This window comes from Bacillus sp. PK3-037 (assembly GCF_054161355.1).
Map to the genome: position 1 here is coordinate 1449714 of NZ_CP096408.1, position 22415 is coordinate 1472128.

A 22415-nucleotide genomic window follows, 5' to 3' on the forward strand; every position below is an offset into this window, starting at 1 on the left:
AGATGGATTTAAAACAATACGTAACAATTGTACCCGATTACCCGAAAGAAGGCGTGCAATTTAAAGATATTACGACACTGATGGATAAAGGCGATGTCTATCGCTATGCAACAGATCAAATTGTTGAATATGCGAAAGAAAAACAAATTGATTTGGTTGTCGGCCCGGAGGCGCGCGGCTTTATTATCGGCTGTCCGGTTGCCTACGCGCTCGGCGTCGGTTTTGCACCGGTTCGCAAAGAAGGCAAATTGCCGCGCGAGGTCATCAAAGTGGATTACGGTTTGGAGTATGGCAAAGACGTATTAACGATTCACAAAGATGCAATTTTGCCAGGCCAGCGTGTGCTTATTACAGATGACCTGCTTGCGACAGGCGGCACAATTGAAGCGACAATCAAACTAGTTGAGGAGCTTGGCGGCATTGTAGCTGGTATCGCTTTCTTAATCGAGCTTTCTTACCTTGACGGCAGAAATAAACTTGATAATTATGACATCTTAACACTAATGAAATACTAAAGATAACCTTATAAAGGAAAAAGCACTCGATATCAGGGTGCTTTTTTCCTATTGTTTTGCATTTATTTGATATATTATTTGGTGATTTGAACTTCTGCTCTTTACATCTATCGTTTTTTTCTTGATAATAAACTACAATACAGTTTACATTTTAAAAAAGGTGATTCCATGGCGAACGAACAAGTATTGACTGCCGAGCAAGTTATTGATAAAGCGCGCAGTTATCTATCCGATGAGCATATCGCATTTGTCGAAAAAGCATACCTGTACGCTGAAGACGCTCATCGCGAGCAATACCGCAAATCAGGTGAGCCTTACATTATTCATCCGATTCAGGTTGCGGGAATTCTCGTTGATCTTGAAATGGATCCATCCACAATCGCGGGCGGATTTCTGCATGATGTAGTGGAGGATACTGATGTGACGCTTGATGACCTGAAGGAAGCATTCTCCGAGGAAGTGGCAATGCTTGTGGACGGTGTAACGAAGCTCGGTAAAATTAAATATAAATCTCAAGAGGAACAGCAGGCGGAAAATCATCGCAAAATGTTTGTCGCTATGGCTCAAGATATCCGGGTCATACTGATCAAGCTGGCGGATCGTCTTCACAATATGCGGACGCTGAAACATCTTCCCCAAGAAAAACAGCGCAGAATTTCTAATGAAACGCTGGAAATTTTTGCTCCTTTGGCTCATCGCCTCGGGATTTCAAAGATTAAATGGGAACTGGAAGATACGGCGCTCCGTTATTTGAATCCTCAGCAATATTACAGAATTGTCAACCTCATGAAGAAAAAACGAGCAGAACGCGAGCTTTATGTCGACGAGGTTGTCAATGAGGTGAAAAAACGTGTCGAAGAAGTCAACATCAAGGCTGACTTCTCAGGCCGGCCGAAACATATTTACAGTATCTATAGAAAAATGGTGCTGCAAAATAAGCAATTCAATGAAATCTATGATCTGCTTGCTGTCCGGATTCTCGTGAACAGCATAAAGGACTGCTATGCGGTGCTCGGCATAATTCATACCTGCTGGAAGCCGATGCCCGGCAGGTTCAAAGATTATATCGCAATGCCGAAGCCGAACATGTATCAATCGCTTCATACAACAGTTATAGGGCCTAAAGGCGACCCGCTGGAAGTGCAGATCCGCACCTTTGAAATGCATGAAATCGCGGAATACGGGGTTGCGGCTCACTGGGCTTATAAAGAAGGAAAAGCAGCGAGTGAAAGCGCAACATTTGAGAAAAAGCTTTCATGGTTCCGCGAAATTTTGGAATTCCAAAATGAATCAACAGATGCCGAAGAATTTATGGAATCGCTCAAAATCGATTTGTTCTCGGATATGGTGTACGTCTTTACGCCAAAAGGAGATGTCATCGAGCTTCCGTCCGGCTCTGTCCCGATTGATTTCTCTTACCGGATTCACTCTGAAATCGGCAATAAAACAATCGGGGCGAAGGTCAACGGAAAGATGGTGACCCTTGACCATAAGCTCCGGACAGGTGATATCGTTGAAATTCTTACGTCCAAGCATTCCTATGGACCGAGTCAGGATTGGGTGAAGCTTGCTCAAACTTCACAGGCGAAGCATAAGATCCGTCAATTCTTTAAGAAACAGCGGCGTGAAGAAAATGTCGAAAAAGGCCGTGAATTGGTAGAAAAAGAAATTAAAAATCTGGACTTTGAAGTGAAGGACGTCCTGACACCGGAGAACATCCAAAAAGTTGCTGATAAATTTAATTTCTCAAATGAAGAAGACATGTACGCAGCGGTCGGCTACAATGGCATCACAGCCCTGCAGGTGGCGAACCGGCTGACGGAAAAAGAAAGAAAACAGCGCGATCAGGAAGAACAAGAAAAAATCGTCCAGGATGTCGCTGCGGAGCCTAAACCGTACCCGCAAGGAAGAAAGCGGGAAGCTGGCGTTCGCGTCAAGGGGATCGACAATCTTCTTGTTCGTTTATCGAAATGCTGCAATCCTGTGCCTGGTGACCATATTGTCGGTTTCATTACAAAAGGCAGAGGGGTTTCCGTCCATCGCGACGACTGTCCGAATGTCAAAACGAATGAAGCACAGGAGCGGCTGATACCTGTAGAGTGGGAACATGAGTCACAGGTGCAAAAACGCAAGGAATACAATGTTGAGATCGAGATTCTTGGATATGACCGCCGCGGATTGCTTAACGAGGTGCTTCAGGCAGTGAATGAAACGAAAACAAATATTTCTTCTGTCTCTGGCAAATCGGATCGCAACAAAGTGGCAACCATCCATATGGCTATTTTTATCCAGAATATCAATCATCTGCATAAAGTCGTTGAGCGCATTAAGCAAATAAGGGATATATATTCTGTGCGCCGCGTCATGAATTAAAGGAGTCACAAAATGAAAATAGTCGTTCAGCGAGTAACAGAAGCAAGTGTAACCGTTGATGGAGATGTGATCGGCCAAATTGGACAAGGCATTATGGTCCTGGTCGGCATCACTCACGATGATACAGAAGAGGACGCCGCTTACTTAGCGGATAAAATGGTGAATCTTCGCATTTTCGATGACAGCGATGGAAAAATGAATTTGTCGCTTTTGGACACAGGCGGAGAGATTTTGTCCGTTTCACAGTTTACGCTTTACGGAGATACGAGAAAAGGACGGCGCCCGAACTACATGAACGCCGCAAAACCTGATAAGGCTTTGGGCCTTTATGAAAAATGGAATGACCTGCTTCGTGAAAAAGGAATCAAAGTAGAAACAGGTAAATTCGGCGCCATGATGGATGTAAAGCTCACTAACTCCGGACCGGTTACTTTGATTATGGATTCAAAATAAAAAAGCTGCCAAAAGGCAGCTTTTTTTATTGGAAATATTTCTCCAATCCGCTCTCAATTCCGTCTGTTACTTTTTCTTGATATGAATTGCTATGTACTATGGCTTCTTCCTGCGGATGGCTTACATATCCTAGCTCGTACAGCATAGCGGGCTGTTTGTTTTCACGGAGCACATAATAATCTCCGAACAGTACGCCGCGGTCAGGAATTGAAGATCGCTTAACCACTTCAGAGTGTACATCTGATGCCAGTTCTTGATCCTTTGCAGGACTGTAGTAATAAGCTGTGCTTCCCCTTGTAGAAGTATCCGCAAAGCTGTCGTAATGAATGCTGATGAAGGCGTCTGCGTTGCGGTAGTGAGACGTCGAGACTCGTGACTGTAAGCTGACAAATGTATCATCCTGCCGTGTCACATACACGTCTGCTCCTGCTGATCTAAGTTTGCTGGCCAGCAGTTTCGCCGTTTTGATCGTCAGTTTTTTCTCGAATTGGCCTGAATAGCCGATCGTTCCGCTGTCTTTTCCTCCATGCCCCGGATCGACAACAATCGCTTTGTTTTTCAGCGACCCGCTTCCGGAAGCGGAATCAGCGACAGGCGGCTCGCCGGACTCTTCAGCGCTTTTAGACGTCTGTACCACCCAGTTGGCGACATAAGCGGTCTGCCCATTGTCAAGTTTTACTTCATACCAGCTGCCCTTTGATCCGGTAATGGAGTACGCATCGCCTTTGGCTGCGCGTTTAACGATAGAAGCTGACGTTGAGGCATCGCTTCTTAAATTCGTTCCTCCGTATACGATATAGGCTTTTTTTGTACTGTCTGAACTGCTGACATCAGCTGAATCTTCAGCTGGTTCAGAACTGGTCACAATGTAATGGCTTGCGACCCAGCCTTTTAGCCCATTTACTTCAATATGGAGCCAGCCGTTTTTCTCTTCGAGGATTGTAAGCTTCGTTCCTCGTGAGAGTTTTGTTATAATCGCTGCATCATGTGAGGCGGACCCTCTGACATTCAGTGAAGAAACGCCAACCGTGCCCGTTGTTGAACCAGATGATTCTGTCTGATCACTTTCCTCAGACCCTGAACTGCCGCTGCCTGAAGTGACGTATTCGGAAGATACCCATCCGGTGGAATTTCGATATGATATCTTGATCCAGCCGGAATCCTTGTCAATCACTGAGGCTTGGCTGCCCTGCGGGAATTTGCCGATGACTTCGTATGAAGTACCAGGGCCTGTTCTCATCCGTAAATCGGGATCTGTTGATGTTACAGTTTCACTGCTCTCTGTAGAGTTTGTGCCTGACTGTTTTTCCTTAGTAATAAGCCAGGAGACAACCCACCCTTTATCTCCGGAACCAAGCTGTATTTGCACCCAGTCTCCGTCTTCTTTCAAGATGGGGTAGCGTTCTCCTTTTTTCACCTCCGCCATGATGCCGTAGCTAAGCCCCGGACCGCTTCTGACGTTCATTTCATCTGTTGCGATGACAGCTTCTCCCTGAGCGGCTGTAACGGCAGAAAAAGGCGGGAAAAGCGCCCCGGCGACGATAATACATACAATAAGGACAAAGTGTTTCTTGCTCATTGTGTCCTCCTTTCTAATGATCGTAAAAAAAAGCATTCTTTCTTAATATCGTAAAGTCCTTTCTGATTTTTAAATAAAAATAAAATGATTTGTTTATACTAGGCATAAATACAATCAAAAAGGTGTGCAAATCATGAAATATCATCCAAAAATGGGACGTGCATTTCACGACGGCGAAGGAAACCTGCATTTCAGTGATCATGCCGATCCTGATACAATCGGTTATCTCACTGAAACGGCAACGGAATTTGGTCTTATGTCCAAAGAAGCATCACAGCAGAAAAACAACCGGAATAAAGCTTGACAGAGTACAGCAATGCCATTATTATAATAGAAATCGAGTACATAATAAATAATAATTAAACTGAACCAATAATGGAGAAGAGTAGGTCAGATTGCATGGCTAGAGAGGAACCGCCCCAGGCTGAAAGCGGCTCCCATTGCGTCTTTCTCGAAACAACACTCCGGAGGTTTCCTGCTGAACGCGTGATACCGTCATTAGGCAGTGAACGTGAACCTGCGTTAAAGGATCGAGCGGGAATACGAAAATATTCCAACTAGGGTGGCACCACGGGTATAACTCTCGTCCCTACTATATGTGTATAGTAGGGGCGGGAGTTTTTTTATTTTTCATCATTGACGATAAATGTATATTTTATAAGGGATACATAAGGAGGTCTACACATGGGATATAACATTCCAAGAGGAACACAAGATATTCTGCCCGGAGAATCAGAGCGTTGGCAGTATGTTGAACAAATCATGAGAGATACTTGCCGAACTTATCAATATAAAGAAATCCGCACGCCGATTTTTGAGCATACAGAACTGTTCGCCAGAGGCGTCGGGGAGTCTACGGATATTGTACAAAAAGAAATGTACACCTTCCAGGACCGCAAAGGCAGAAGCCTGACGCTTCGTCCCGAGGGAACTGCTGCAGCAGTTCGCGCTTTTAATGAAAATAAATTATTTGCGAATCCTGTTCAGCCGACAAAGCTGTATTATGTCGGGCCGATGTTCCGTTACGAACGTCCGCAGACAGGCCGTTACCGCCAGTTTTATCAGTTTGGAATCGAAGCGATTGGTTCGAAAGACCCTGCAATAGATGCTGAAGTAATGGCGCTGGCGATGGGTATTTATCAGAAGGCCGGCTTGAAAAACGTCAAGCTTGTCATAAACAGTCTTGGCGATCGGGACAGCCGCAAAAGCTACAGAGAAGCGCTCGTGAAACACTTTGAGCCGCGCATCGAGGAATTTTGTTCAGACTGTCAGTCACGTCTGCACACCAATCCGCTCAGAATTTTAGATTGCAAAAAGGATCGGGATCATGAGCTGATGAAATCGGCACCTTCTATTCTTACTTACTTAAATGAAGAATCAGCCGCTTATTTTGAAAAAGTGAAGCAATATTTAAACGATCTCGGCATTTCTTATGAAATTGATCCTAACCTTGTGAGAGGGCTGGATTATTATAACCATACCGCATTCGAAATCATGAGCAATGCGGAAGGCTTTGGCGCTATTACAACGCTTGCCGGCGGCGGACGCTATGACGGATTGGTCGAGCAAATCGGCGGACCAGAAGCGCCCGGCATCGGATTTGCGATGAGCATTGAACGTCTGCTTGCCGCAATTGATGCTGAAAAAAGAGAACTGCCTGTTGATCAGGGGATTGACTGCTATATCGTGACGCTTGGCGAAAAAGCGAAGGATTATTCCGTTTCGTTGGTGTACAAACTGAGAGAAGCAGGCATTTCCAGTGAAATTGATTACGAAAATAAGAAAATGAAAGGCCAGTTTAAAACAGCTGACCGCCTCAACGCCAGATTTATTGCGATTTTGGGAGAGGATGAGCTTGCTCAAAACAAAATCAATGTAAAGGATGCAAAAACAGGCGAACAGATTGAAGTGGCTCTTGATGAATTTATACATGTGATGAAAGCAAACCAAAAGGGATAAGGAGTGGAACGCATTGTTTGGAAGAACATATTATTGCGGCGAAATGACTGAAAAAGCAATTGGCGAATCTGTAACGCTGAAAGGCTGGGTCCAAAAAAGACGGGACCTCGGCGGATTGATTTTTATTGACTTGCGTGACCGTACAGGAATTGTTCAAGTCGTTTTTAACCCTGATGTATCAAAAGAAGCGCTTGCTATTGCGGAAGGCATCCGAAACGAATATGTACTTGATATTCAAGGAAAAGTGGTTGCGCGCGAAGAAGGCACAGTGAATAAGAATTTGAAAACAGGCGCGATTGAAATTCACGCTGATGCAGTGACTGTATTGAGTGCTGCGAAGACACCTCCGTTTGCCATTTCTGATCAAGCGGATGATGTATCAGAGGATGTGCGTTTAAAATACCGTTACTTAGATTTGCGCAGACCGGCTATGTTTCAAACGATCCAGCTGCGCCATAACGTGACGAGAGCTGCTCGGGGCTTTTTAGATGAAAAAGGGTTTCTTGATATTGAAACGCCGATTTTAACAGGAAGCACACCTGAGGGGGCACGTGACTACTTGGTGCCGAGCCGTGTGCACGAAGGTGAATTCTATGCGCTGCCTCAATCTCCGCAGCTATTTAAACAGCTTCTGATGGTCTCAGGCGTTGAACGCTATTATCAGATTGCTCGCTGTTTCCGCGATGAGGACTTGCGTGCGGACCGCCAGCCTGAGTTTACGCAAATCGATATTGAAATGTCCTTTATGAGCCAGGAAGACATTATGTCATTGGCTGAGGATATGATGGCAAAGATTATGCGTGAAACGAAAGGTGTGGAACTCAAGCTTCCTCTGCCTCGAATGACGTATGACGAGGCGATGAACAAATACGGTTCTGATAAACCGGATACTCGCTTTGACATGCTTTTGACAGATGTATCTGACATTGTAAAAGATACTGAATTTAAGGTGTTCTCATCAGCTGTGGCAAACGGCGGAGTAGTCAAAGCCATCAATGTAAAAGGCGGGGCAGGCGATTACTCAAGAAAAGACATCGATGCTCTAGGTGCGTTTGCCGCAAATTACGGAGCGAAAGGACTTGCTTGGGTGAAGGTCGAAGCGGACGGAGTGAAAGGCCCGATCGCCAAATTCTTTGATGATGAAAAGCAGTCTAAGCTGATTGAAGCACTTAATGCCGCTGAGGGTGACTTGCTGCTGTTCGGAGCGGATAAATTCGAAGTTGTTGCCGCTTCTCTCGGCGCCCTGCGCTTAAAGCTTGGGAAAGAACGGGGACTCATTGACGAAAACCTCTTCAATTTCTTATGGGTTATTGATTGGCCGCTCTTAGAGCATGATGCGGAGGAAGGCCGTTTTTACGCAGCGCACCATCCGTTTACAATGCCTGTCCGTGAAGACCTTGAGCTGATTGAAACAGCGCCTGAGGACATGAAAGCGCAAGCCTATGACCTCGTCTTAAACGGCTATGAGCTTGGCGGCGGTTCGATCCGTATTTTCGAAAAGGATATTCAGGAAAAAATGTTTGCACTGCTTGGTTTCACAAAAGAAGAAGCAGCAGAACAGTTTGGATTCCTTCTTGAGGCATTTGAATACGGCGCTCCTCCGCACGGCGGAATCGCGCTTGGTTTAGACCGTCTCGTGATGCTTCTTGCCGGCCGGACGAATCTGAGAGATACGATCGCTTTCCCGAAAACGGCAAGTGCAAGCTGTCTGATGACAGATGCGCCGGGAGAAGTAAGCGACGCGCAGCTTGATGAACTTCATCTTTCTATTAAAACAAAAGTAAAGAACTGAATGTGCAGTTCGATTCTTGAAAATCAAAATCGTCTATGATATGATTTTGACAAGTTAAATAAAGTCCTGATGTGTTAGTTGTACACCTAGTTTTGACCGAACATTTTTTTGATTTGGGAGCCCGCATTTTTAAATGGCGTACATGCCTCTTTTCATTCGGTAAAGAGGACTTACAAGATTTAAAAGAGGGCACCCACCTGCTGAGAGCGGGTTCAAAACAAAGGAAAGCTGCAACGGCACAATTGGGACTTTATTTTTTATGCGCAGAAAAAACGGCTGTTTCTGTAATAGCCATTTATCATATGAAAACCAGATTACGAATGTGGAGTGAGGTTCTTGTTACACCAGTTTTCACGCAATGAATTAGCTATCGGAAAAGAAGGCCTTGAAACGCTGAAAAACAGCACGGTTGCTGTCCTTGGAGTTGGAGGCGTCGGATCGTTCGCAGCGGAGGCGCTTGCACGTTCAGGCGTTGGTCGCATCCTGCTTGTCGATAAGGATGATGTGGACATCACAAACGTAAACCGTCAGCTTCACGCTCTTCTTTCAACTGTCGGTCAGCCGAAAGTGGATTTAATGAAAGCGCGTATTGCAGACATTAACCCTGAGTGTGAAGTGATTTCGTTAAAAATGTTCTATACGGAAGAAACGTATGAGCAATTCTTTGAGTATAACCTTGACTACGTAATTGATGCGTCAGACACCATTCATTATAAAATCCATTTAATGAAAGAATGTCTGAAACGGGATATTCCGCTGATCTCCAGCATGGGTGCGGCGAACAAGACAGACCCGACACGTTTCCAAATCGCAGATATTTCTAAAACACATACTGACCCGATTGCAAAGGTGGTTCGTACGAGACTCCGTAAAGAAGGCATCAAAAAGGGCGTCCAAGTGATTTTCTCCGATGAAAGCCCAATTGTGATCCGGGAAGACGTCAGAAAAGAAGTCGGAAATGACGATGCGAAAATCCGCAAAGCCAAATTGCCGCCGTCCTCTAATGCTTTTGTGCCGTCTGTTGCGGGATTGATTATGGGCGGTCATGTTGTCATGGATCTTTTGAAAGATATTGAAATCAAACGCGTGAAGGATAAATCATGAAAAAACAGCCTTGAAGCATATTCAAGGCTGTTTTTTTATTTTCTTTTTATTAATTTATCGTACACTTGCTTTAACGCAGATTCAAATTTACCAGTTTGCTTCGGTTTGTAATATTGCTTGTTCTTTAAAGGATCAGGGAGGTACTGCTGTTCAACCCATCCATTTTCGTAATGATGAGGGTATTTATAGTCGATTCCTCTTCCAAGTTCCTGTGCTCCTTTATAATGCGCGTCTTTTAAATGGTTTGGGACATCGCCGATTTTTCCTGCCCTGATGTCCGCGAGCGCTTCATCGATTGCTAAAATAGCTGAATTGGATTTCGGCGAGAGACAGAGCTCAATGACCGCATTGGCCAGCGGTATGCGCGCTTCAGGGAAACCAATACGTTCGGCGGTCTGAACTGCATGCAGCACTCTCGGTCCGGCCTGCGGGCTGGCTAAGCCGATATCCTCATAGGCGATAACCAAGAGTCTCCTCGCGATGCTTTCCAAGTCACCCGCTTCAATTAATCTGGCCAAATAGTGAAGAGCGGCGTTGGCATCAGAGCCGCGGATCGATTTTTGAAAAGCGGACAAGACGTCATAATGCGCATCACCGTCTTTATCGTGAGAAAAACTCTTCTTTTGCAGGCATTCTTCCGCAGTCTCTAATGTGATGTGAATCACGCCGTCCGCAGACTCCTTCGTTGACAATACGGCAAGCTCAAGCGCATTTAAAGCGGAACGGACATCTCCTCCGCATCCGTGGGCAAAGTGCTCCATCGCCTGGTCATCAATTGAAACGGAATATGTGCCAAGCCCCCGGTGCTCATCATGAAGAGCCCGTTCTAAAGCCTGTTTAATCAATTCAGGTGTTAATGGCTCTAGCTCAAAAATCTGCGTTCGGCTTCTGATGGCCGGATTTATGGCGTGATAGGGGTTAGCTGTAGTGGCGCCGATTAAAATAATCATGCCATTTTCTAAATAAGGCAAAAGAAAATCCTGTTTTCCTTTATCGAGTCTGTGGACTTCATCCAAAATCAAAATGACCTGGCCGGACATTTTGGCTTCTTGGGCTACGATCTCCATATCCTTTTTATTGTTAATAACGGCATTCAGCTTGCGGAAAGCAATACTTGTTGAACCGGCGATTGCTGTTGCGATTGAGGTTTTTCCAATTCCGGGCGGCCCGTACAAAATCATGGATGACAAATGTTTTGCCTGAACCATTCTGCCGATCATTTTATCTTCAGCCACCAGATGCTGCTGGCCGATAATATCCTCTATTTTCGTCGGACGCATCCGATATGCCAATGGCTTCATCATCATCTCTCCTTACTTAATTACAGGGTAACGGAAAACCGGAAATTAGAAAAGGGGGAAGCCCCGTTTCCGCCGGCTTCCATGAAAATTCGCAGAAGGTATGCTATAATAGCAGTTGGTCTATTATTTAATAAACGGACGAATTATATAGAAATTACCATTATATATGTGGAATATCATGAAATAACAGAGGTGTTCATGTTGAAAATATCAACTAAAGGAAGATACGGTCTCACCATTATGATCGAGCTCGCGAAAAAGCATGGTGAAGGCCCGACTTCATTAAAAAGCATCGCACAGACAAATAATTTGTCAGAGCATTATTTAGAGCAGCTGGTATCACCGCTCAGAAATGCCGGCTTAGTCAAAAGCATCAGAGGCGCATACGGCGGATACGTATTAGGCAGTGAGCCGGATGCGATTACAGCTGGAGACATCATCCGCGTGCTTGAAGGTCCGATCAGCCCTGTGGAAGTGCTCGAAGACGAGGAGCCTGCCAAGCGTGAGCTCTGGATCCGCATACGGGATGCCGTCAAAGAAGTGTTAGACAGTACAACATTAGAGGACCTTGCCAGCTACACAGATGGAGAGCAAGAAGCTTATATGTTCTATATTTAGATCAGAGGTGTAAAACAAAATGGAACGGATTTATTTGGATCACGCCGCAACGTCTCCGATGGATGATCGCGTGCTGGAGAAAATGATACCGCATTTCTCTGGCAATTTCGGCAATCCATCCAGCATTCATTCATTTGGAAGGGAATCACGGAAATGGGTGGACGAAGCAAGAGCGCAGATTGCAGCTGAAATTGGTGCGGCAGAACAGGAAATTATTTTCACTAGCGGGGGAACGGAAGCCGATAATTTAGCGATATTGGGAACTGCGCTTGCCAGAAAAGATCAGGGAAAACATATCATCACGACAAAAATTGAACATCACGCCGTGCTTCACACGTGTGAAAAACTTGAGGAAGACGGGTTTGAAGTGACGTATCTGGATGTTGATGAAAACGGCAGAGTCAGTGCAAATCAGGTGAAAGAAGCACTCCGTGATGATACAATCCTTGTGACAGTGATGTATGGAAATAACGAAGTCGGAACTGTGCAGCCGATCGATGAAATCGGCCAGCTGCTGAAGGAACATAAGGCTTATTTTCATACCGATGCTGTTCAGGCATTCGGATTTTTTCCAATTGATGTGAAAAGCAGCCATATTGACCTTCTGTCTGTTTCTGGGCACAAGCTCAACGGGCCAAAAGGGACAGGCTTTTTATATGCAAGTAAGGATGTAAAGCTTTCTCCGCTGTTATTCGGGGGAGAGCAAGAAAGAAAACGCCGTGCCGGAACAGAAAATGTTCCGGGAATTGTCGGGCTGAAAGAAGCGGTCAAGCTGTCGGGCGAAAAACGGGACGAAAAAAACGAGAAGTATCAATCGTTTAAAACAATCATTGCCGGCACGCTTAAGGATGCCGGTGTGGCATTCGAGATCAATGGAGATCAAGAGCATAGCCTTCCGCATGTCATGAACCTTTATTTTCCCGGTGCATCTGTGGAGGCACTGCTGGTAAATCTTGATATGGCGGGAGTCGCGGTCTCCAGCGGATCAGCGTGCACCGCTGGTTCAGTCCTGCCGTCACACGTTCTGATTGCCATGTTCGGTGAAGAGAGCGACCGGCTGACGTCCTCAATTCGAATCAGCTTCGGCCTCGGCAATACGGCTGAGCATGTGAAAACCGCTGCCGAACATGTGGCTGCCGTTGTAAAGCGGCTGACACAATAAGGCGGACTTAATTATTGGAGTGAATGAAATGGAAAAACGGCCGGAGGATACAAGAGTCGTTGTCGGCATGTCCGGCGGAGTAGACTCATCTGTGGCGGCTCTGCTCTTAAAAGAACAGGGCTATGACGTGATCGGAATCTTTATGAAAAACTGGGATGATACGGACGAAAATGGTTTTTGTACGGCAACGGAAGATTATGAAGATGTCATCCGCGTCTGCAATCAAATCGGAATTCCGTACTATGCCGTTAATTTTGAAAAGCAATATTACGAGAAGGTATTTCAATACTTCCTCGATGAATATAAAGCAGGCAGAACACCAAACCCGGATGTGCTGTGCAACAAAGAAATTAAATTCAAGGCATTTTTGGAGCATGCCCTGTCACTTGGCGCCGACTATTTAGCGACTGGCCACTATGCAAGGGTCGACAGAAGCGGCGGCAAAGTCAGAATGCTGCGCGGCATTGATGAAAACAAAGATCAAACGTACTTCTTGAATCAGCTGACAGAAGATACGCTAAGCAAAGTCATGTTCCCGATCGGCGAGCTTCAAAAAAGCCGTGTGCGTGAAATTGCCAAAGAAGCAGAACTTGCAACGGCAACGAAAAAAGACAGTACGGGCATCTGTTTTATCGGCGAACGCAACTTCAAAACGTTTCTCAGTCAATATCTCCCTGCACAGCCGGGCGATATGATGACGATGGACGGTGAAGTAAAAGGACGCCATGATGGGTTAATGTACTACACGATCGGACAGCGTCACGGCCTTGGCATCGGCGGAAGCGGCGAGCCGTGGTTTGCGGTCGGTAAAGATCTTGAAAAGAACATCCTTTACGTGGATCAAGGGTTCCACAACCCGCTCCTTTACTCCGATAAGATCACAGCAACCAATATCAGCTGGGTACGTTCGGATATCATGAAGGGCGAAGAGATTTCCTGCACGGCTAAATTCCGTTACCGTCAAGAAGACCATAAAGTCACGGTTCGAATGACTGGGGAAGGCGAAGCGGAGGTTATCTTCGACGAACAGGTCCGTGCTGTCACACCGGGACAAGCCGTTGTCTTTTATGATGGCGAAGAATGCCTTGGCGGCGGAACCATCGATGACGTATATAAAGACGGAACAAAATTGTGGTATGTATAAAATGAAAAACCTCAACAGCGAGTTGGGGTTTTTTAATGAAAGGAAGATGTATGTGGACTACAATCAAGCCGGTATAGAGGCAATGCAGGAAGGCGATTACGAAAAAGCGGCAGAGGCTTTTACAAAAGCGATTGAAGAGAACAAAGAAGACGCAATTCCGTATATTAACTTTGCTAACCTGCTTTCATCAGTAAATGAACTGGAACGGGCGCTTGCGTTTTATGAAAAAGCGCTTGACTTAGACAGCGGGGCAGCCACTGCTTATTATGGAGCAGGAAATGTCTATGTTGTAAAAGAAATGTACAAAGAAGCGAAAGACATGTTTGAAAAAGCGCTGCGTGCCGGAATGGAGAACGGTGATCTTTTCTACATGCTTGGAACCGTTCTCGTAAAGCTTGAGCAGCCTAAGCTCGCTCTGCCATATTTACAAAGAGCCGTCGAGCTGAATGAAAACGATGCAGAAGCGCGTTTCCAATTCGGAATGTGCTTAGCGAACGAAGGCATGCTGGACGAAGCACTCAGCCAATTTGAAGCTGTAACAGAGCAAGACCCGGGGCACGCGGATGCGTTTTATAATTCCGGTGTCGCTTATGCTTATAAAGAAAATCGTGAAAAAGCGCTTGAAATGCTGGACAAGGCTATCGAAATCCAGCCCGATCATATGCTGGCGCTTCATGCAAAACAACTGATCGACCCATCATAAAAAGCTCAGGAGGAGGGACGGCTCGTGCAGCAGCACCCGGATCAGCTGAAAATGGAGGAGGAGCCCTTTTTAAAAGGGACAGTAAACACCGTCATTTATCACAATGACGCCAATTTATATACGGTTCTGAAAGTGAAAGTCACAGAGACCTCCGAAGCTATTGAAGATAAAGTCGTATCCGTGACGGGCTACTTCCCTGCGCTTCAAGAAGAAGAGACCTACACGTTCTACGGAAAAACCGTTACTCACCCAAAGTTCGGACTGCAATTTCAAGCTGAGCATTTCAAAAAGGAGATCCCGACAACAAAAGAAGGCGTCATTCAGTATTTGTCGAGCGATCTGTTTGAAGGAATCGGTAAAAAAACCGCTGAAGAGATTGTGAAAAAACTGGGTGACAGTGCGATTAATAAAATTTTGGCTGATTCTTCAGTCCTTTATGATGTTCCGAGACTGTCAAAAAAGAAAGCTGACACCCTTGCCGGTGCTTTGCAGCGGCATCAGGGACTGGAGCAAATTATGATTTCGCTGAATCAATTTGGGTTCGGCCCTCAGCTGTCTATGAAAATCTATCAGGCCTATGAATCCGAGACGCTGGAGAAAATACAGGAAAACCCTTATCAGCTTGTGAGAGACGTGGAAGGCATCGGCTTTGGAAAAGCAGATGAGCTTGGCGGGAGAATGGGGCTCTCAGGGAATCATCCTGAGCGGGTAAAAGCGGCTATTTTGTACACGCTTGAAACGACATGCCTTTCAGAAGGGCATACGTACATAGAAACGAAGCAGCTGATTATCGAAACCCAAACGCTGTTAAACCAGTCAGCGGCAGATGGACAGCGCATTACAGAAATGGATGCCGCTAACGCAATGATTGCGCTTGGAGAAAATAAGGATATTGTCATTGAAGATGAACGTTGTTACTTTCCGTCGCTGTTTTTCGCTGAACAAAATGTTGCAAAGCGTGTGAAACAGATCGCAAGCCAAACCGAATATGACGACCAGTTTCCTGAATCAGAATTCCTTCTGGCTTTAGGGGAATTGGAAGAGCGTATGAATGTTCAGTACGCGCCGAGTCAGAAGGAAGCGATACAAAAAGCGCTGTCGTCACCGATGCTTCTTTTAACGGGAGGGCCGGGTACCGGTAAAACAACGGTTATCAGAGGCATTGTGGAATTGTATGGAGAACTCCACGGTGCTTCGCTTGATCCGTCGGATTATAAAAAAGATGAAACCTTTCCGATTGTGCTGGCCGCGCCTACAGGTAGAGCGGCGAAACGAATGAGTGAGTCAACGGGTCTTCCGGCGGTTACGATACACCGGCTGCTCGGCTGGAACGGCGCGGAAGGATTTACTCATACAGACGACCAGCCGATTGAAGGGAAGCTTTTGATTATCGATGAAGCGAGTATGCTCGATATATGGCTTGCGAATCATTTGTTCAAAGCGATCCCTGACCATATTCAAATCATCATTGTCGGAGACGAAGACCAGCTGCCTTCCGTCGGACCCGGTCAAGTGCTCAGAGACCTTTTGGCGTCCCAAGTGATTCCGACCGTAAGACTGACTGACATCTACCGGCAAGCGGAAGGATCGTCTATTGTCGAGCTTGCCCACGAGATGAAAAACGGGCTGCTTCCAAACAACCTGACGGCCCCGACAAAGGATCGTTCCTTTATTCGCTGCGGTGGTTCGCAAATTAAAGAAGTGGTTGAGAAGGTTGTCGCGAATGCATTGAAAAAAGGATATACGGCAAAAGATATACAGGTCCTCGCCCCAATGTACAGAGGGAAAACCGGAATCAATGAGCTGAATGTGATGCTGCAGGATATTTTAAACCCTCCAAAAGAAAAGCGCAGGGAAATTAAGTTCGGTGATGTTGTCTATAGAACCGGGGACAAAATTTTGCAGCTTGTCAATCAGCCGGAAAACAATGTGTTTAACGGCGATATTGGAGAAATCACTTCAATTTTCTACGCGAAGGAAAATACAGAAAAAGAAGACATGGCTGTTGTCTCTTTTGACGGCAATGAAATGACGTTTACGAAAAAAGACTTCAGTCAGTTTACTCATGCATATTGCTGCTCTATTCATAAATCGCAGGGCAGTGAATTTCCGATCGTGGTTCTTCCAGTAGTGAAGGGCTACTATAGAATGCTCAGAAGAAACCTTCTATATACCGCCATCACGAGGGCGAAGAAATTTCTCATTTTATGCGGGGAAGAGGAAGCGCTGGAGTGGGGCGTGAAAAATAATGACGCGACTGTCAGACAGACCTCATTAAAAAACAGGCTGTCAGCGCAGGCGGCTGAAATGGATGCTGAGCTAGCGGCTTTGCAAAAAGAGCTCCCGTTCAGCGTGCACGACGCAAATATCGGAATGGAAGGCATTACGCCATTCGATTTTATGAAAGAAGAACAGCTGTAAAAAGGGCTCCCGTGTTTGCGGGAGCTTTTTTCATTGGGGGTGGAAGTGATTTCATCGTATGTGTCAAAGGCGAAAAGCAAAACCTAAGCCTGTTCAACAAAAGGTGGTTGATCACACTTTGAGAACATGCCATGAGGTAGAAGGATTTCCTGTATATTCAGAACAAACTTCTTTTTATCTTGGGACGATTTCTGATATTTGTTTTTCTCTTGAGGGAAATTGTCTCGGATTTATTCTTGAACAAAAACGTCTTTTTCATAACCATCATGCGCTTTTACGTGCATGTGATATCAGTTGCATTCTTCATGATCGGATATTGGCCGCAGTCAATTCAGAACAGCTTTTGCCTCTTCCGAAATCATGCTTCACATATGAGCAGATGAAAATGAAGCTCGTGAAATCGCAAGAGGGTGATATTTTGGGGATGCTGGAAGATGTATACTTTTGTTTGGACAAGGGCATAATCGTAGCATATGAACTCTCGGACGGTTTCTTTTCTGACTTAGCGGGGTGCAAACGCCAGATCCAAAGAGCGGATTCGCTTGTAGAGGTGCGGAAAGATGAAATCGTTCTGAACGGATAGAGGTGTGAGATATGCTTATATGCCCGAACTGCAAAAGTAAGGATATCGGGAAAATCGGCGTGAACCAATATTATTGCTGGGGCTGTTTCATTGAGCTGACAGTGGTCAAAGGGAAGATTGAAACTCATCAAGTGGAAGAAGACGGAACGCTAAGCAGCCTGGATGATTTGTTTTCTGAGGATGAACGCAGCATCAATTTTTAATAACGAAAGGAGATGCGCAGGATGAATCGGACAATGACTTCTCTTTTGGCGCTGGGAGCCGGGGCTCTCGTGTACCGAATGGCGACTCAATCTGACATGCTGAATAATCGAAGCATGAAGCGGATGAGAAAAAGAATGATGAAGATGTTTTAAGGAATGAAAGGATACTCTCTTTAGAGTATCCTTTTTATGTCTGCCGTGCCTCTAGGCGTCTGGCTGCAAGTGAAAGACTGTAATTGACTGCAAAATACATCAATGCCGCCAGCAGAAAAATCGGGAAAAAATAACTGCCGTCAGCGCTTTGCCCGTTTAAAATCTGCGCGTTATGAATAAGCTCAGGCAACGCAATCACAACAGCTAGCGATGTATCCTTTAATAAAGAAATAAACTGGCTTACAATCGGCGGAACCATCCGGCGAAGCGCCTGAAGCATCACAATAGAGAAAAGTGTCTGCGTATAGCTAAGGCCGGAGGAACGCGCTGCCTCAATTTGCCCTTTGTCAACTGAATTCAGGCCGCTCCGTATGATTTCAGAAAGCATGGCTGATTCAAAGATTGTTAAGGCAGTAATAGCGGCAGCTGTAATTTCAAGTTTGATCCCGATTTCCGGCAGGGCGAAAAACGTAAAGAAAATAATTAATAATAAGGGGAGATTTCTGATCGTTTCAACGAGAACGGCAATCAGTTGAGAAAGAATAGGGATTTTCGCATAGCGGAGAGTACCTGCGATCAACCCGAAAATAAAGCTCAGAATGATAGAAATAAATGCAACGTACAGTGTGACGAGAAAGCCGTCCCATAAAAAAGCTAAATGTTCAGATGAATAAGCTCCGATGAAATCCAATGGTTTTCACTCCTTATCAATAGCTTCTTTCCAGCCGTTTTTCCAAATAGTTAACACCGATACTAAGCGGTATCGTCAGCACTAGGTAAAAGAGTGCCACAAAGATATAGACATCAAAAACGACGAGCGTGCTAGATGACACCAAATCTGCCTGATACATGAGATCCAATCCGGCAACAACCCCGAGAATAGACGAGTTTTTGACCAAATTTAAAAATTGATTGCCCAAGGGGGGGATCACAATTTTGATCGCCTGGGGCAAAATGATATATACCATTGCCTGGCTGTAGGTAAAGCCTGACGATCTTGCCGCTTCCATTTGCCCTTTTGAAACAGACTGGATGCCGGCTCTGATGGCTTCTGCGATAAAAGCAGACGTATAAATTGTGAGCGCAACGGTTCCCGCTTGGAATCCATCCAGCCTTAGACCCGCATTTGGAAGTCCAAAGTAAAAGACAAATGTAATCAAAAGCAAGGGAATATTGCGGATAAATTCGACATAAGCCGTCCCGAGCCACTGCATGGGCTTAAATACTGTTATTCTCATCACCGCGACAAGAACGCCAAGCGCAAAGCTGCCGGCCAGCGCGATCAGGCTTGCGAGCAGCGTGTGGTAAAAACCGTCCATATACATGTCGAAGTTATCGAATAGAATAGACACATTCATATGCTTTATTCACTCTCCTTATAAAATCGGGATGAGCATCGCCTGCTCACCCCGGGATGTTCGTTATTCAGCTGGTTCTTCTTTAATCCATTTTTTATAAATCTCGTCATATCTACCGTCCGATTTCATCTTTTCGAGAGAAGCGTTAATTTCTTTTACGAGAGCCGATTGTCCTTTTTTTACGGCAATTCCATATGGCTCATCCGTGAATGGTTCACCTGTTAATTGATAATTTTTATTCTCGTCAGCCATGCCGTATAAAATGGCATTATCCGTTGTGAGAACATCGCCTTGACCGGATTTCAGCGCTGTAAAGGCTTCGGTGTAGTTTTCGAACTCTAATACAGTCGCATCAGGCGCCTTTTCGCGTATGTTTTGAGAGGAAGTGGAGCCTTTTACAGCGAGAACTTTCGAGCCTTTGTCAAGGTCCTCAATACTTTTGATCTTGCTGCCTTTTTTCACGAGAAGTGATTGGCCTGCTTCAAAATAGACATCGGAAAAGTCAACTTCCTTTTTTCGTTCATCAGTGATCGTCATCGTTGCGACAATGGCGTCGATATCTCCGTTTTGAAGCATCGGAATCCTTGTTTTTGATGTGACTTCTTTAAATTCAGCTTTGTTTTCGTCGCCTAAAATATCTTTAGCGATTTGTTTGGCAATGTCGATGTCAAATCCCTCGATATCACCTGAGCTTGGGTTTTTCAGGCCGAACAGCCTGGTGTCGGTTTTAACACCGAAAACCATTTTGTCTTGATCTTTAATGGCAGCTAATGTATCTTTTTTGCTATCCTTTGCGCTTTCTCCGTTTGACCCCTTGCTTCCGCATGCAGCAAGCATGACAACAGCGATTAAAGAAATCAATGCTAACGAAAAAATTTTTTTCATACAAACGCCCCCATTTCTCTTTTTAATGATTTAAAATACGGCTCAAGAATAGGCGTGCCCGTTCTTCCTTCGGGTTTGCGTAAAACTCAGCCGGTGCTGCTTCCTCCAGAATGTTTCCTTCATCAATAAAGACAATACGATCCGCCACTTCTCTCGCAAACCCCATTTCATGCGTCACGACAACCATTGTCATGCCTTCTTTGGCGAGGTTCTTCATCACATCAAGCACTTCACCGATCATTTCCGGATCGAGTGCCGATGTCGGCTCGTCAAACAGCATGACCTCCGGCTTCATCGCCAGTCCCCGGGCAATAGCCACACGCTGCTGCTGCCCGCCGGAAAGCTGGGAAGGATAAGCGTTTGCTTTCTCAGGGATTCCGACTTTTTCAAGGTAATACAGCGCAGTTTCCTTCGCTTGTTCAGCGGATTGTCCGAGTACTTTTACGGGCGCCAGCATAATATTTTGCAGCACGGTTTTATGAGGATATAAATGAAAGTGCTGAAACACCATTCCGATATTTCGCCGTACGTGATTAATGTCAGTTTTTCTGTCATTAATAACTGTGCCGTTTACGGTAAGATTTCCTTCGTTAATCGTCTCCAGCCTGTTGATGCATCTGAGCAAAGTGCTTTTTCCGGAACCTGATGGGCCGATAATGACGACGACTTCACCTTTTTCGATTTGCAGGTTAATCTGCTTTAGCACATGAAAATCTCCGTAATGCTTGTTTACATTTTGAAATGAGATCATCGCAATCCTCCTAACAGAAACTTCAATAATTATGTGTAAATGTAACTAACTTACAAGGTTGAGGGAAGTAACAACACGATATGATGCATACCTTAGTGTAAAAGGATCAAACTTTTCTGAAAATTCAGTGTGGAAAAATATCCATTCCATTTGTCGGTGTAAAGAAAACATAAGAGAATAATTCCCTATAATCCTCAAAAGATATAGAAGAGGTGAAAGCAGATGCTCCAGAAACCGGTGCAGCTTTTGTTATGGGTGGCCATTTGTTTATTGGTCCTGTTAACAGTCTATGTCTTTTGTATGCTAGATATGTTATGGTCTCCCCTGTGGCTCGTCATAAAATCGATCTTTATTCCCTTGATCATTTCTATTTTTATTTCTTATTTATTACTTCCAGTCACTGAGTGGCTTCATGACAAAGGCCTGCCAAGGACTTTAAGCATTTTGGTGATTTACGTCCTTTTTTTTGGCGGGCTAGGGTGGGCATTATATAAAGGTGTGCCTGTTCTAATCGTGCAGCTGACGGATCTGTCAGAAAATATACCTATGTTTGCCGAGACGTACAATGGGCTCCTTCTTCACGTGCATAACCATACAGATGACTGGCCGGACGGCATGCATCATCGTATAGACAAAATGATTAGGCAGACAGAGGCGTTTTTCGCCGGCACAATCGAAGGGGCAATCAGCGGAATCCGTAAAGTGCTCGACTATTTCTTAATTGCGGCAACGATTCCTTTTCTCGTGTTTTATATGGTCAAGGACATCGAATTGATGAAAAAAACGGTGTGGTATTTGACGCCGAAGTCGTGGAGGAAGCGGGGCAGCGCTTTTTTGCTTGATGTAGATGATTCTCTCGGTGATTACATTCGCGGCCAGCTGCTCGTCTGCTTGATTCTCGGGGCCGTAGCCGGTATTACATTTTGGATATTTGGCCTTCCGTATCCGCTGATACTGGGTCTTATCTCAGGTATTACGAATGTCATCCCTTACTTCGGTCCCTTTATCGGCGCTGTTCCTGCGCTTTTGATTGCGACGACGATTTCTGTGAAGGCCGTTCTTGTCGTTGTCATTACGGTGTTTGTACTTCAATTTTTGGAAGGAAATGTCCTCAGTCCGTTTATTGTCGGCAGAAGCCTCAAGATGCACCCGGTAGTGATTATGCTTGCGCTTCTTGCAGGAGGAGAGCTGGCGGGGATTGTGGGCATGATACTGGCAGTGCCTGCTGCGGCTGTTTTAAAAGTAATGATGATCCATTTTCTGCGGATGCGGACGGAGCATTGACATTGGCGTGCCGCTTGTCTATAATTTCTCGTAGAATACATACGAATCTCGAGTGACGGATCTGAGTACGCCGA

The 22415-nt window shown here is 45.3% G+C and carries 22 protein-coding genes, 1 other RNA gene and 1 other annotated feature; of the genes, 17 read left to right on the plus strand and 6 right to left on the minus strand.

The window, feature by feature from the left end:
• Nucleotides 1-2 precede the first annotated feature (2 nt).
• The 3 genes from M1D69_RS07415 to dtd all read left to right on the plus strand — a co-directional run bounded on the left by M1D69_RS07415 (nt 3) and on the right by dtd (nt 3341).
• On the plus strand, nt 3-515 hold the full coding sequence (locus M1D69_RS07415; RefSeq protein ID WP_010335123.1) for an adenine phosphoribosyltransferase: 513 nt from the start codon (nt 3-5) through the stop codon (nt 513-515).
• A gap of 168 nt (nt 516-683) precedes the next feature.
• Complete coding sequence (relA, locus tag M1D69_RS07420; protein WP_044154273.1) at nt 684-2888, plus strand: GTP diphosphokinase; 2205 nt, start codon at nt 684-686, stop codon at nt 2886-2888.
• Nucleotides 2889-2900: 12 nt separating this feature from the next.
• Nucleotides 2901-3341 carry a D-aminoacyl-tRNA deacylase gene (gene dtd / locus M1D69_RS07425; RefSeq protein WP_059293508.1) on the plus strand — a complete coding sequence of 147 codons (441 nt, stop codon included), beginning with the start codon at nt 2901-2903 and terminating at the stop codon, nt 3339-3341.
• A gap of 25 nt (nt 3342-3366) precedes the next feature.
• On the opposite strand, the gene M1D69_RS07430 is transcribed toward dtd, so the two are convergent.
• Nucleotides 3367-4920 (minus strand): SH3 domain-containing protein, encoded by a 1554-nt coding sequence (locus M1D69_RS07430; RefSeq protein ID WP_458104128.1) that lies wholly within the window; start codon nt 4918-4920, stop codon nt 3367-3369.
• A gap of 133 nt (nt 4921-5053) precedes the next feature.
• Between M1D69_RS07430 and M1D69_RS07435 the strand changes: the two genes are divergently transcribed.
• The 5 genes from M1D69_RS07435 to M1D69_RS07455 all read left to right on the plus strand — a co-directional run bounded on the left by M1D69_RS07435 (nt 5054) and on the right by M1D69_RS07455 (nt 9775).
• Nucleotides 5054-5224 carry a YrzK family protein gene (locus tag M1D69_RS07435; RefSeq protein WP_010335119.1) on the plus strand — a complete coding sequence of 57 codons (171 nt, stop codon included), beginning with the start codon at nt 5054-5056 and terminating at the stop codon, nt 5222-5224.
• Between the two features lie 59 nt (nt 5225-5283).
• Nucleotides 5284-5514, plus strand: a binding site (T-box leader).
• 90 nt (nt 5515-5604) lie between these two features.
• Nucleotides 5605-6879, plus strand: coding sequence for a histidine--tRNA ligase (hisS, locus tag M1D69_RS07440; RefSeq protein WP_105990303.1), 1275 nt, complete (start codon nt 5605-5607; stop codon nt 6877-6879).
• A gap of 13 nt (nt 6880-6892) precedes the next feature.
• The gene (gene aspS / locus M1D69_RS07445) at nt 6893-8671 is read left to right on the plus strand and encodes an aspartate--tRNA ligase (RefSeq protein WP_059293511.1); all 1779 of its coding nucleotides are present in this window, start codon (nt 6893-6895) and stop codon (nt 8669-8671) included.
• Nucleotides 8672-8731: 60 nt separating this feature from the next.
• Nucleotides 8732-8924: non-coding RNA, 6S RNA (ssrS, locus tag M1D69_RS07450), on the plus strand.
• A gap of 83 nt (nt 8925-9007) precedes the next feature.
• Nucleotides 9008-9775, plus strand: coding sequence for a tRNA threonylcarbamoyladenosine dehydratase (locus M1D69_RS07455; protein ID WP_458104127.1), 768 nt, complete (start codon nt 9008-9010; stop codon nt 9773-9775).
• A gap of 35 nt (nt 9776-9810) precedes the next feature.
• Here the strand turns inward: M1D69_RS07455 and M1D69_RS07460 are convergent, their stop codons facing one another.
• Entirely contained in the window at nt 9811-11076 is a 1266-nt protein-coding gene (locus M1D69_RS07460; protein WP_458104126.1) for a replication-associated recombination protein A, read from the minus strand.
• A gap of 201 nt (nt 11077-11277) precedes the next feature.
• On the opposite strand from M1D69_RS07460, the gene cymR reads away from it, so the two are divergent.
• The 8 genes from cymR (at nt 11278) to M1D69_RS07500 (ending at nt 18063) form a co-directional block, all read left to right on the plus strand.
• Nucleotides 11278-11694: a cysteine metabolism transcriptional regulator CymR gene (cymR, locus tag M1D69_RS07465; protein ID WP_003225879.1), complete on the plus strand. Its 417-nt coding sequence runs from the start codon at nt 11278-11280 to the stop codon at nt 11692-11694.
• 19 nt (nt 11695-11713) lie between these two features.
• Nucleotides 11714-12856 carry a cysteine desulfurase family protein gene (locus tag M1D69_RS07470; RefSeq protein WP_458104125.1) on the plus strand — a complete coding sequence of 381 codons (1143 nt, stop codon included), beginning with the start codon at nt 11714-11716 and terminating at the stop codon, nt 12854-12856.
• 28 nt (nt 12857-12884) lie between these two features.
• Entirely contained in the window at nt 12885-14000 is a 1116-nt protein-coding gene (gene mnmA, locus M1D69_RS07475) for a tRNA 2-thiouridine(34) synthase MnmA (protein WP_004398509.1), read from the plus strand.
• 82 nt (nt 14001-14082) lie between these two features.
• A complete protein-coding gene (locus M1D69_RS07480; RefSeq protein WP_083510067.1) occupies nt 14083-14703 on the plus strand; it encodes a tetratricopeptide repeat protein in 621 nt (206 codons plus the stop codon).
• Nucleotides 14704-14727: 24 nt separating this feature from the next.
• Nucleotides 14728-17124 (plus strand): SF1B family DNA helicase RecD2, encoded by a 2397-nt coding sequence (gene recD2 / locus M1D69_RS07485; RefSeq protein WP_458104124.1) that lies wholly within the window; start codon nt 14728-14730, stop codon nt 17122-17124.
• A gap of 58 nt (nt 17125-17182) precedes the next feature.
• A complete protein-coding gene (locus M1D69_RS07490; RefSeq protein WP_151174396.1) occupies nt 17183-17707 on the plus strand; it encodes a PRC-barrel domain-containing protein in 525 nt (174 codons plus the stop codon).
• Between the two features lie 11 nt (nt 17708-17718).
• Nucleotides 17719-17910: a hypothetical protein gene (locus M1D69_RS07495; RefSeq protein ID WP_010335110.1), complete on the plus strand. Its 192-nt coding sequence runs from the start codon at nt 17719-17721 to the stop codon at nt 17908-17910.
• Between the two features lie 21 nt (nt 17911-17931).
• Nucleotides 17932-18063, plus strand: coding sequence for a YrzQ family protein (locus M1D69_RS07500; RefSeq protein ID WP_024122308.1), 132 nt, complete (start codon nt 17932-17934; stop codon nt 18061-18063).
• Between the two features lie 34 nt (nt 18064-18097).
• On the opposite strand, the gene M1D69_RS07505 is transcribed toward M1D69_RS07500, so the two are convergent.
• The 4 genes from M1D69_RS07505 to M1D69_RS07520 all read right to left on the minus strand — a co-directional run bounded on the left by M1D69_RS07505 (nt 18098) and on the right by M1D69_RS07520 (nt 21057).
• Entirely contained in the window at nt 18098-18754 is a 657-nt protein-coding gene (locus tag M1D69_RS07505; RefSeq protein ID WP_458104123.1) for an amino acid ABC transporter permease, read from the minus strand.
• A gap of 16 nt (nt 18755-18770) precedes the next feature.
• Complete coding sequence (locus M1D69_RS07510) at nt 18771-19421, minus strand: amino acid ABC transporter permease (RefSeq protein ID WP_458104122.1); 651 nt, start codon at nt 19419-19421, stop codon at nt 18771-18773.
• 63 nt (nt 19422-19484) lie between these two features.
• The gene (locus tag M1D69_RS07515; RefSeq protein WP_458104121.1) at nt 19485-20306 is read right to left on the minus strand and encodes a transporter substrate-binding domain-containing protein; all 822 of its coding nucleotides are present in this window, start codon (nt 20304-20306) and stop codon (nt 19485-19487) included.
• A gap of 22 nt (nt 20307-20328) precedes the next feature.
• The gene (locus tag M1D69_RS07520) at nt 20329-21057 is read right to left on the minus strand and encodes an amino acid ABC transporter ATP-binding protein (RefSeq protein WP_458104120.1); all 729 of its coding nucleotides are present in this window, start codon (nt 21055-21057) and stop codon (nt 20329-20331) included.
• A 222-nt stretch (nt 21058-21279) separates the two neighbouring features.
• Between M1D69_RS07520 and M1D69_RS07525 the strand changes: the two genes are divergently transcribed.
• Entirely contained in the window at nt 21280-22341 is a 1062-nt protein-coding gene (locus M1D69_RS07525; RefSeq protein ID WP_458104119.1) for an AI-2E family transporter, read from the plus strand.
• Nucleotides 22342-22415: the final 74 nt, after the last annotated feature.